The following is an 11,930-nucleotide window of genomic DNA, read 5'->3' on the forward strand; positions in this document are numbered from 1 at the left end:
CTAAAATCTTGAACATTTGCAGTTTTTACTTTTATTCTTTTTTACTTTTATTCTTCTTGCTTTTATACTTTTCTTACTCTTATATTTTCCTACTTTTATATTTTTTCGTATAGCTTAATAGAAAACAAGTCTTGAATATTTTGTTTTCGTGTATATAATCACGCAATAGTTATAACAACATCACAATTAACAATTTAATGCAATCTTTAATAAGGTTGTATTATTTTGCGTACAACATCTATAAAACAAAAAATTTTACAATTTCACAATTTCACAATTTCTCGATTGGTGCAACTCTTAACATAAGTCGTTTTACGCCATCCGATCCAAAATCGACTGTAATAATTGAGTTTCTGCCCTTGTCTTGTGTTTTAAGAACAGTTCCAAGACCGTATGTGTCGTGTGAAATCTTATCGCCTTCGTGGAAATCATTAATGTTTAAGTTGTTATCTTTTTCTTGCAAACTCTGCTTTTTGTAAGATAATGACGATGCGGACGATTGCAAATTTGAGGTGGACGATTGACTCTGGTACGATGCGCTTGATTTTCTTGCGATTCGCGTGGTAACTTTGCCAGATTTTGAGCCATACGATTTGCCGTATGAGTTGCCATACGACTTGCTGTATGAGCTGCCGTATGAACTAGAGCCATACGACTTTGAACCATACGACTTGCCATAAGACTTTGAAGAACCATACGAGCTGCCATAATGCGATTTGCTGTAGCGAGATCCGCTGTAACTCGAGCCTCCGTAAGTTGTATACGAATCGTCACCCCAAACGCCGTCGTTGCCAAAATCGTCGGAGAAATCGCCAGCAAAATCACGGTCAAAATCACGGCCAAAATCTCTGCCTGCTCCCCTTAGTCCAGCTCGCATAACGGCCGCTTCTGTGCGCTTCCAGCAAATCAAATCAGCAGGAATCTCGTCCAAAAACTGGCTTTGAATCATCTCTGCAGACTTTCCCCATTGCGATCGCTCAGCTGCCCAAGTAACGTACAAAATTTTCTTAGCACGAGTTATGCCAACGTATGCAAGACGACGCTCCTCGCAAAGCTCCTTTTGATTGTCAACACAGCGCGAATGAGGGAAAGTGCCCTGCTCCATTCCAGTCAAAAACACAACAGGATACTCCAAGCCCTTAGCTGTGTGAAGCGTCATAAGCGTAACTTTTCCAGTATCTTCGCCCTGGTCTGGAAGCTGATCCGAATCCGCAACCAAAGCCGTAGTCTCCAAAAAACCAGCGACATTAGCATCAGGCGTATTCTGCTCATACTCGGCTGCAACCGATTGCAATTGAGACAAGTTATCTACTCTAAATTCATCTTGAGGATCCTTAGACTCTCGCAAATCTTGCAACAATCCGCTTTCGTTAAGCACGTTCTCTACAACCTTAGAAGGCTTGGAATCGTTAGCTTTCATAAAGTCAATAAGCGAAGTAATAAGATCCCTAAAACTCTTAAGCGCATTAAAAGTTCTAGATGAAATACCAATTTGCTCCGCAATCTTATCTATTTGACTAAGAGCAGACCAAAAACTTATAGAATTTTCTTTTGCATAAGACGTAATCTGCGACTCAGCGCGCGCACCAAGACCACGCTTTGGAACGTTCAAAATTCGGCGCATATTAACATCATCATCAGGGTTTGCAATCGATTGCAAGTAAGCAAGCGCATCTTTGACTTCGCGACGCTCATAGAACTTAGTTCCGCCAACAAGTTGATAAGGCAAGCCCGACTTAATAAGCGCATCTTCTAAGCTACGCGATTGCGAATTTGCGCGATACATAATCGCAATATCTGAGTAGTTTACGCCATCTTCGCTTGCCAAACGCGCGATTTCTTGAGCAACCCAAGAAGCCTCACCTTGCGCATTATCGGCCACGTAACCGACGATTGGAGATCCCTTGCCTAAAGATGTCCACAACTTTTTAGGCTTGCGATTAGTGTTGTTAGAAATCACAGCATTTGCAGCGTCCAAAATTGTTTGCGTAGAGCGATAATTCTGCTCCAACATAATTGTTGTAGCGTTTGGAAAATCCTGCTCAAAGTCTTGAATATTGCGAATATCTGCACCGCGGAAAGCGTAAATCGACTGGTCGGAATCGCCAACAACCGTGATTGAAGATTGCGAAAGCTGGGGAGAATCTGGTGAAGATGCGGAAACTTGTGGAACTGAGGAATTATCACCCACACCTGCATCACCCACACCTGCATCACCCACGCCTGCAAGCTGGCGAATCAAAACGTATTGCGCGTGATTAGTATCTTGATACTCGTCAACCAAAATGTAGCGGAACTTTCGCTTGTAATACGCGCTAACTTGCGGATTTTGGCGCAAAAGCTTAACCGTTAGCATAATCAAATCGTCAAAATCAACAGAATTCGACACACTAAGCCTATTTTGGTACTCCGCGTAAACGGCAGCGTAAAGCGCATCAGCATTGCCAGCAGCATTAAAGCTAGATGCGCCAAATACAGACGCGCCTGGCTTATAATCTGGTGCGTAATTTTTAAGATTTTCCTGCCATGTAACCAAATTATTTTTGAAATCAGATATCTTAGACAATAAAAGTTTCGGCGTAAACTTTTTAATATCGATGTTCAATTCGGATGCGATTATTTTAACAAGACGCTCGCAATCGGAAGAATCGTAGATAGAAAAGCCCGATTTTAAGCCGATTGAATCGCCATGAGTGCGAAGAATCTTAACACAAGCAGAGTGGAAAGTAGAGACCCACATGCTATTTGCGCTATTGCCGATTAAGCTTGCCAGGCGCTCGCGCATCTCCGCAGCTGCCTTGTTTGTAAACGTGATTGCAAGAATCTGGCTCGGCCACGCTTTGCGATTAGCCAAAATCCACGCGATTCGGCGCGTAAGAACACGCGTTTTACCGCTGCCTGCGCCAGCTCCGATTAAAAGTGCGGGACCAGTGTATTGGACTGCCTTGGATTGCTGGGGATTTAAGCCTTCTAAAAGCGATTGTGGGTTGATTTCGGGAAGGTTGGAAGATTGTGCGGATGTTTGAGCGTATTGTTCAGCTGCAGAAGATTGAACTATTTGGGAAGATTGTGCGGAATTTGAATATTGTGCGGAAAAATCACCAGCAACCGTAGAAGCAGAAACTTCGCTCGTCATATCTTCATTAATAGGAGCATCGATAATAGGGGCATCGCTAACAGAAGCACCACTTTGCTCGTCGAAAACTTCATTAATAGGGGCATCGCTCTGCTCGCTGGCATCTTCTGGATTGCCAAACAAATCAAAATCGTAACCGTACTTGCTCAAAAGCCACTCTCCCCCGTGTTCCAAATCGCAAAAATTAAACTCTAACCAATTTTAACGGACGGCAGCCAAACACAATCGCAGCGTTTTGCGAGTCGACGACGTTAGCGCGCCAACCTGCCGGAGCGCTTAAAGCGTAGCGCGCGAAGGCAATTTGGCGCGCTGAGCCGCTTAAGGCAGAAGCACTGCTTCTGCGCGGCGAAGACGTTCGCGCGCTTAGACCGCGCGAACGACTTTCCTGGGTTTGTTCCCTTTTTGGTCGATTTGGTAAACAAATGCGGGGGAAAGAAACAAACTCGGAGGGGAAAGAAACAAACTCGGGCTATACGACATACCTTCGAGCTTAAAGCGTAGCATGTAAAGTGAGTCAAAGCGGGGGGTAAGCTATACAGATACACGCCACGTACGCAAAATACGGCGCAATTTGAAAGGAATCATCGTGCAAGAACTGGAAGAACGCATCCAAAAAGACGGCATTGTTAAGCCAGGAAATGTTTTGAAAGTCGACGCATTCCTTAATCACCAATGTGATTGCGCGCTTTTTGACGCAATGGGAGCCGCTTGGGCGCAGCATTTTCAAAACACGCATATCAACAAAATCCTAACAATCGAGTCTTCGGGAATCGGAATCGCGTGCGTTGCTGCGCGTCATTTTGGCAACATTCCAGTGGTTTTTGCAAAGAAAGCGCAATCAATCAACCTGGATGGCGATCAATACGTATCTACCGTATTCTCGTTTACAAAGCAGCGCGAATTCCCTGTGATAGTGTCTAGAAAATATTTGAGCGCAGACGACCGCGTTTTGATTTTGGACGATTTTTTGGCTAATGGCAAGGCTTTACAAGGGTTGATTGACATTTGCAATCACGCTGGAGCCACAGTTGCTGGCATTGGCATTGCAATTGAAAAAGGCTTCCAAGGCGGTGGAGATGCGTTGCGCGAAGCTGGATATGACTTGGATTCGCTGGCGATTGTGGAGTCGATGGATCCTAGCGATGGGTCAATCACATTCCGCAAATAGCGATACTTTCGCATTTTATACCACACGATACTTCCGCATTTTGTACCAAATTCAGGCCAAAACACGTACAAAAAGCGGAAAATGCGGAAAATGCGAAAAATGCGAAAAATGCGATTGTGCGCAAATTGTGAAAAAATTAAACATAATTCTTCACAAATCGCAATTTTGCGTAAAAATACGATAAAGTAGTTCGGTTGGTGTTTGAAACCTATTACTCTAAATGTGCTAGTTTTCAACATGCAATTTTTAATAATTTTCAATAAGATAGCTTGATCAAGATAGCTTTAATCGGCTAGTTTTCAACTGATTGGCGGCTAAACGTATGAGTGATATTGTGATTGTAAGCGCAGCGCGCACACCGATAGGCAAATTCGGAGGCGCGTTGAAGTCGCTAACATCTGTTGAGTTAGGAACAATCGCAGCAAAAGCCGCCATTGAACGCGCAGGAATCAGCCCAAAATCCGTAGATCAAGCGATTTTTGGAAACGTACTTCAAGCAGGTAGCGGTCAAAACGTTGCGCGTCAAATCGCGCTTAGATCGGGACTTGATGAGTCAAGTTGCGCAATGACAATCAACGAAGTTTGTGGGTCTGGTCTTAAAGCCATTCGCCTTGCGCAAGCTGCGATTTGCATGGGAGATGCGCAAATCGTAGTTGCTGGCGGCACGGAAAGCATGAGCAACGTGCCGTTTTACGCGCAAAACGTGCGATTTGGTGGTCTTCGCTACGGCAACAGCGCGCTGGTGGATGGACTAAAAAAAGACGGACTTTGTGACGCTTTTACTGGCAAAGAAATGGGAGTTACCGCGGAAAACGTGGCTGCAAAGTTTGGCATAACGCGCGAGCAGCAAGACGCTTTTGCACTAAAATCCCATCAGAAAGCAGTTTTTGCGCAAAATAACGGCGATTTTGACGCGGAGATTGCGCCTGTAAAGCTTATGGACGGAACTATTATTAGCCGCGATGAGCATCCGCGCGCAAACACGTCTATGGAGAAATTGGCTAAGCTTAAAACGTTGTTTGAGGCGGATTTTGGAACGTGCGAAGCTGATGTAATGAGTGGAGCGAACTGTGGTTTGAGTGAGGCAGATTCTGGCAGTCGCGAAGCTGATGGAATGAGTGAGGCGGATTTTGGCAAAAAACACTCTCCTACTGTAACAGCTGGAAACGCAAGCGGCATCAACGACGGCGCAGCAGCACTCGTCTTAATGAGCAAAGACTACGCAATCACGCACGGAATCGACTATTTGGCAGAAATCGTGGGATTTGCAGAAGGCGGAATCAGCCCAGATCTTATGGGATACGCGCCAAAACACGTTATGGAGCGCATGCTAAAAAACACGGGCTACACCGTTGAAAACATTGACCTTTTTGAGATTAACGAAGCGTTTGCTGCGCAAAGCATAGCCGTGTGCCAGCAGCTGAACATAAGCGAAAGCAAGCTGAACGTAAGAGGTGGCGCGATTGCGCTCGGGCATCCTTTGGGAGCTAGCGGAGCCAGGATTTTAACAACACTTCTTTACGCACTTAAAGACAATCACATGCAAAACGGCGTTGCGGCGCTGTGCGTGGGCGGCGGAATTGGAGTGAGCATGCAAGTTAGGATGCGAAAGTAGAAGCGTGCGATTGACGTGCGGAGTGTCGCGACTGGCGTTGTGACGACTGAAGGATGCGTGTTGTGACACGCGCGGAGTGAGTCGCAGTATGCGTGCAGAGTGTCGCGAATCGCGCGGTTGCTGGCGACGAATGTGGCGACTGCTAGCGAATGTGGCGGTTACTGGCGACTTGAATAGCGTCAATAGCGTCAAAGAGACATTGCAAAAGTGAAAAAACGTAAAAATGAAAATCGTGAAAATAGCGCAAAAAATGGAGAAATATGTCAGCTTTTCGAGAATTAAGCGTAGAACAGCGCATAAAAACACTGGAATCAGAAGGCGCGCTTAGCTGCGATTGCGCGCAACTTCTGCTCGAACAGCTCGCGCAAAGTGGCGAAACAAATATTCCTGCAAGCGTTGCGAACAGCATGGTTGAAAACCAAATCGGGCGATTCAGCCTGCCAGTAGGCGTTGTGCGCGGCCTAAAAGTAAACGGCGTTATGCGAAACGTTCTGATGGCTACGGAAGAGCCGTCCGTGATCGCTGCTGCATGCAACGGCGCAAAAATCGCGTCAAAAAGCCTAGAAAACGGCGTTGTTGCACGCAGCGAGCATTACGTTACGCGCGCGCAAATCGTTTTTGAAGACGCGGACGGAAGCGTAGCAAAAAAACTAGATAGCATAATGCGCGACGAGTTAAAACGCACGGCGATTAGTGAGGTTGCGCGCTCCGCGCACCCATCAATATATCAACGCGGCGGCGGATTAGAACGCGCGCAGGCGGCGGCGTTAACAGGCTTCGCCAAGCTAACACTAGACATAAACGCGTGCGATGCAATGGGAGCAAACATTGCAAACACCATTGGCGAAGCTGTTAAAACCCAGCTTGAGAGCTGGGTTGGGCGCAAGGCGCTGGTGGCGATTCTTGCCAACTCCAGCCTCGCGGCAACAGTCGCCGAAGTACGCATACCCGTAGAAGCGCTTGTGTCTAGCGCAAAAACTGCCGCGGCTGGAGATGCCGACGAGCGCTGCGAGAACAGCGGCAAAAATTGCGAACACTACGCCGAGCAACACAACACCGAGCAACGCAACTCGCAGCGCACCGACGGCATGCGCCTTGCGCGCCGCATCGCCTCCTTAAGCTCCCTGGCCGCCGTAGACGCGGAGCGCGCTGCAACCCACAACAAAGGAATCCTAAACGGAATAGTGGCCGCAGCACTCGCGTCTGGCAACGACACGCGCGCATTGCAAGGCGCCGCGCACGAATGGGCCGCAAAATCAGGCCGCTACACGCCTCTTTCAACGTGGACCTTGCAAAATAACGACCAAATCCTTTACGGCCGCATCGAAATTCCATTGCAAATCGGCACTGTGGGCGGCGCAATCGCCTCGCTCCCAATGTCAAAAGTCGCGTTGCATCTTGCTAAAGTCAAGAATGCCAACGATTTTCGCAACGTTCTAGCAGCCGTTGGACTCGTCCAAAACCTTGCAGCCCTTCGCGCACTCGCGGGCCCTGGAATCCAGGCTGGCCACATGCGACTTCAGGCTGCAAACATCGCCATCGCTTCTGGAGCGCATGGGGACGAAATACAGAAGGTTGTGCACGAGCTTCTAAACAAAAATTCTTCCGATTTGAACACGAATTCTGCAAGAATAATTCTTGAGAATTTGCGCAAGCGCAGGAACACGTAAAACCGCAAAAACGCGCGGTTAATGGCCATTTTTCCGCAGAAAAATCGAAAGCTTCCGCGCCGTAAAATTTACACCACTAAAATCGCCCTTAAAAAATTTACACCACTAAAATTACACTTAAAAAATCACACTTAAAAAAAAACAGGAAACTATGAGCAATACTTCACAAAACACGCCAGGCAACACGCCACAAAACACACCAAACACGCCCCAAATTCCGCCAAAAATCGGCATCGACCGCATAACTTTCGCAACTCCAAATTGCTACTTAAGCATGAAAGATCTGGCAATCGCGCGCGGAATTGACCCAAACAAATTCACAATCGGCATAGGTCAAAACCAGCAAGCGGTGCCGCCAAATCATCAAGACATCGTAACGCTTGGCGCTCAAGCTGCGCTGCCACTACTGCCGTACATCGACAGCAACCGACTCAAAATGGTGATTGTTGGCACAGAAAGCGGCGTCGACGCCAGCAAATCCAGCGCGCTCTACATTCACAAACTGCTGAACCTTAGCACTTGGGTGCGATGCGTGGAAGTAAAAGAGGCGTGTTATGGCGGAACTGCGGCGCTTATGATGGCTCGTGACTACGTTCTGGCTCATCCTGGCGCGCAAGTTTTGGTGATTGCTGCAGACATTGCGCGCTACGGCGTTGGCACTCCTGGAGAGGTGACGCAAGGCGCTGGTGCTGTGGCGATGCTTGTAAGCGAGAATCCGCGCGTGTTGCAAATCAACGATGACAGCGTTGTAAAATCGGCGGAAATCCAGGATTTTTGGCGGCCCGTATATCAAAGCACAGCCTTGGCGCGCGGAAAGTTTTCAACCGAGCAATACATTCGCATGTTCTGCGACGTGTGGAAGCGGTATAGTACGGAAAACGCCTGCAATTTCAACGATTTTGAGGCGATTTGCTTCCATCTTCCGTACACAAAAATGGGGCTTAAGGCGCTTCGAGCTGGTTTTGAAGCAAATTCGGGCGCGCCGCACTCATGCGATGGCGTTTTACACACAAATGACGGCGCGTCTCTTACAAGCGATACTCGCGAACGTCTTCTTGCGCGATACCAAGACAGCACACAATATAGTCGCCGAATCGGAAATATTTACACTGGTTCGCTCTATTTGGGATTAATTTCTTTACTTGATTACGATTATTTTAGGAATTCTGGCGATTCTGCGATTGATGACGATTCATCAGAGTCTGCTTGCGATTCATCAACGTCTGCCAGCAATTCATCATCAACGGTTGCTTGCGACTTATCCTCCGCAACACACTCAAACGAATCGCCGACGCGCCCGTCTCCCCTACTCCCAGGCCAAAAAATCGGCTTGTTCTCATACGGTTCTGGCGCTGTAGCGGAATTCTTTAGCGCAACACTGGTTCCAGGCTGGCGTAGCGCGCTGTTTTCTAATCAGCACATAAAAGCACTAAACAATCGCACGCAATTAAGTGTTTCGCAATACGAGGAAATGTTTAACAGCGCGGCGCCTTATTCTCCGCAAGATTTTGTAAGCAGCAAAGAGAATCGAAGCGGCGCGCTATTCGTGCTTGACTCCATCAAATCTCAAGAGCGCAACTATCTTTCTATCTAGCTGTAGTGCGATTGTACCTAATTTCCGTATTTTTTAATACAAACACACTACACAAACAAACAAAACCGTAGTGCGATTGTACCGAATTTCAGCATTTTTACATACAAACACACTACACAAACAAACAAAACCGTAGTGCGATTGTACCTAAAATACGGCAGGTCGTCGTTCGCGCGGATTAGCCGAGCTATTCCTCGCGGCTATTAATAGCCGCTCGGCTGATTTGGCATGTAAAGTCCACTGGACTTTACATTTGAGCCAAATCACGCTTTGAAGGAGCTTGAAACGCGCTATGCAATTTCAAGCTCAGTCAAAGCGCGCAGCAGAAGCAGTGCTTCTGTTTTGAGCGGCTCAGCGAATCGAAGTGCATTCGCGCGCTACGCTTTAAGCGCTCATGCAAGTCGATTCGCGCTACGCTCTAAGCGAAAAGGCAGGTAATCGTTCGCGCGGTCTAAGCGCGCGAACGTCTTCGCCACGCAGAAGCAATGCTTCTGCCTTGAGTGGCTCAGCGCGCCAAATTGCTTTCGCGCGCTACGCTTTAAGCGCTCCGGCAGGTTGGCGCGCAAACACACTACACAATCATTAAAAAATAGCCTTTAACCACATTGCTAAAAATCTATTTACAAGAAAAACGTCGCCACTTATTATCAGCCTATGGAAAGTAGAAAAGTTTTATACAACACAGAGACATCTTGTAGAAATACAAATCTCCCTGCCAGACTCATGAACAATTTACTTGAGTCGGAGCGAAATAATTCATGCCTAATGGCCTCAAAAGTCAACTCTCGCAATGATTTGCGTCCTAATTTCAAATCTGGAAATTTATTTGAACCGTATTGCGGTCTATATGTAAGAACTGAAATTTGGAACAACATGCACTACAAGGACAGAGTTAGATTTGTTGCTACGGGAATTTCACAAAAAATAAAGATGAAAAAATGGAAATTCACAGCATCAACTGGCGCAGCATTGCTTGGACTGGAAGTTGTTGCACTACCAACAACACATGCCAACAATATAGAAATTTTTATAGCATGTAGCAAAAAAGCTAAGCGCAATCATGATATAAATATGCGCAAAATCAAAAATCCTGTGTTGCGAAATCAGATTAAAAAGATTGCAATTCAAGATATTATTAAAAATCAAAACGGAATTTATCTAGATTCAGATGCTGACAATTTTAATAAATTAGATGAGAATACGAATTTTTTGACGACATCGTCATTTGGACATATTGCAACTGATGAAGAGCTTGCGATTAGTCATGTTGCCAGCATTTACAACGTTCTCTACGTGTGCGCTTGGAAGGGGTCGTTCGCCGAGTCGCTAGCAACTTTCGATTCTGCTGCTCGAAAAGGTGAAGATCTTAACAAAATTTTGCGTGTTTGTCGTAAATTTTACGGCTCCATGGATTGTTGTAGTGATACGCCGCAGTTCTTGAACAGTGTTCAGAATCCAAAAAACGCGGATTTTTATGGTGTAAATTATTCGCCTATCAACAATCCAAATTTTCTTGGCACCGATGAATTTGATGTTTTGTCGCGAATGGAGACTTTGGTAAACTATGCGAACCCTAAGAGCGAAAACGGCGGAGAATCGCTTGCGCGGGCGATAATGCTTGAGCTTGGTTTTGTGGAGCCAGAGTTGCAGCACGAGTTTCCAAACCCGAATTATCCACAGAGCCCATATCGCGCAGATTTTATGTGGAAAGTTAACGGAAAAATTATTGTTGGAGAGTTTGATGGCACTGATAAATATTTGATTGAAGATAGAACTTTGCTTGATAGCCGCTCGGCTGCTTACGACTTGCGCACTGAGGATTCTGATGGAAGTGTTGAAAATATCAACAACTTAAGCACAAATACCTTATATAGATATAATCGTGATGCAGTTAGGAAGGAACGCAATAGAGAACGGTGGCTTATGGATTGCGGAGTTGTTAGGGTTGTGCGATTTGATTATTGCGATATCTTGAATCCGATTGAGTTTAAGAAGAAGCTGCTTTCTGCGGGAGTTCCTGTGGCCGTTGCGTAACCAAAACAAGTATTAAGGGTGTAGTGCGATTGTACCGAATTTCGTCATTTTTTTATACAAACGCACTACACAAACACGTAAAACTGTAGTGCGATTGTATCTAAAATACGGCAGGTCGTCGTTCGCGCAGATTAGCTGCGCTCACGTCTTCGCCGCCGTAGAAGCACACCGTGCTTCTACGCTAAGCGGCTCAGCGAGTCGAGGTGATTTCTCGCGCATTATGCAGCTCGAAATCGTCGACTCGCACGCAGATTAGCTGCGCTATTCCTCACGGCTATTAGTAGCCGTTCGGCTGATTTGGCGCATGCTAAGCCACGCATAGCGTGGTGTCTGCTGCGTCAATCGAGACGCAGCAGACCTCGCTTGCGTTGAAAGCACACCGTGTGCTTTCAACCTTAATCAAGCTCAGCGCTCCGAATTACCTTTTCGCGTGACTCTCAAGCGAAAAGGCAGGTCGTCGCGCAAACACACTACACAAAACCACTAAAAACAAGCCAAAAACGTTGATATATCGAGGGTTTTCGGCATGAAAAAGGGCTTCTAGCGATTTGCTAGAAACCCTATTTGCGGATGAGGCGAGATTCGAACTCGCGGTAGGTTTCCCTACAACGGTTTTCAAGACCGTCTCCTTAGACCGCTCGGACACCCATCCATGTGTGCTAGTCGCACTATAAGCACGCAAAGCACACAAGCGTATATTTTACCATAATCCC

7 protein-coding genes and 1 tRNA gene are annotated in these 11,930 nt (G+C 46.5%); 6 read left to right on the forward strand and 2 right to left on the reverse strand.

The window, feature by feature from the left end:
• Nucleotides 1-271: 271 nt before the first annotated feature.
• A complete protein-coding gene (locus tag HXT45_RS05645; RefSeq protein ID WP_421781586.1) occupies nt 272-3,286 on the reverse strand; it encodes an ATP-dependent helicase in 3,015 nt (1,004 codons plus the stop codon).
• A gap of 436 nt (nt 3,287-3,722) precedes the next feature.
• Here HXT45_RS05645 and HXT45_RS05650 point away from each other — a divergent pair, with 436 nt between their 5' ends.
• The 6 genes from HXT45_RS05650 (at nt 3,723) to HXT45_RS05675 (ending at nt 11,217) form a co-directional block, all read left to right on the forward strand.
• Nucleotides 3,723-4,304 (forward strand): xanthine phosphoribosyltransferase, encoded by a 582-nt coding sequence (locus tag HXT45_RS05650; RefSeq protein ID WP_421781588.1) that lies wholly within the window; start codon nt 3,723-3,725, stop codon nt 4,302-4,304.
• 322 nt (nt 4,305-4,626) lie between these two features.
• Complete coding sequence (locus HXT45_RS05655; RefSeq protein ID WP_421781590.1) at nt 4,627-5,919, forward strand: thiolase family protein; 1,293 nt, start codon at nt 4,627-4,629, stop codon at nt 5,917-5,919.
• A 260-nt stretch (nt 5,920-6,179) separates the two neighbouring features.
• The gene (locus tag HXT45_RS05660) at nt 6,180-7,589 is read left to right on the forward strand and encodes a hydroxymethylglutaryl-CoA reductase, degradative (RefSeq protein ID WP_421781592.1); all 1,410 of its coding nucleotides are present in this window, start codon (nt 6,180-6,182) and stop codon (nt 7,587-7,589) included.
• A 151-nt stretch (nt 7,590-7,740) separates the two neighbouring features.
• Nucleotides 7,741-9,183 (forward strand): hydroxymethylglutaryl-CoA synthase, encoded by a 1,443-nt coding sequence (locus HXT45_RS05665; RefSeq protein ID WP_421781593.1) that lies wholly within the window; start codon nt 7,741-7,743, stop codon nt 9,181-9,183.
• Nucleotides 9,184-9,577: 394 nt separating this feature from the next.
• Entirely contained in the window at nt 9,578-9,769 is a 192-nt protein-coding gene (locus tag HXT45_RS05670) for a hypothetical protein (protein ID WP_115761572.1), read from the forward strand.
• Between the two features lie 344 nt (nt 9,770-10,113).
• Entirely contained in the window at nt 10,114-11,217 is a 1,104-nt protein-coding gene (locus HXT45_RS05675; RefSeq protein ID WP_219722671.1) for a hypothetical protein, read from the forward strand.
• Nucleotides 11,218-11,784: 567 nt separating this feature from the next.
• Here HXT45_RS05675 and HXT45_RS05680 read toward each other — a convergent pair.
• Nucleotides 11,785-11,869 (reverse strand) — tRNA-Ser (locus HXT45_RS05680).
• Nucleotides 11,870-11,930 lie beyond the last annotated feature (61 nt).

The sequence above is a fragment of the Gardnerella sp. DNF01199S genome (genome assembly GCF_049244155.1).
Lineage (GTDB): Bacteria > Actinomycetota > Actinomycetes > Actinomycetales > Bifidobacteriaceae > Bifidobacterium > Bifidobacterium piotii.

Coding starts and splice junctions, on each gene's coding strand:
- HXT45_RS05655 (WP_421781590.1), top strand. CDS start 4,627: ATGAGTGATATTGTGATTGTAAGCGCAGCGCGCACACCGATAGGCAAA.
- HXT45_RS05660 (WP_421781592.1), top strand. CDS start 6,180: ATGTCAGCTTTTCGAGAATTAAGCGTAGAACAGCGCATAAAAACACTG.
- HXT45_RS05675 (WP_219722671.1), top strand. CDS start 10,114: ATGAAAAAATGGAAATTCACAGCATCAACTGGCGCAGCATTGCTTGGA.
- HXT45_RS05670 (WP_115761572.1), top strand. CDS start 9,578: ATGCAAGTCGATTCGCGCTACGCTCTAAGCGAAAAGGCAGGTAATCGT.
- HXT45_RS05665 (WP_421781593.1), top strand. CDS start 7,741: ATGAGCAATACTTCACAAAACACGCCAGGCAACACGCCACAAAACACA.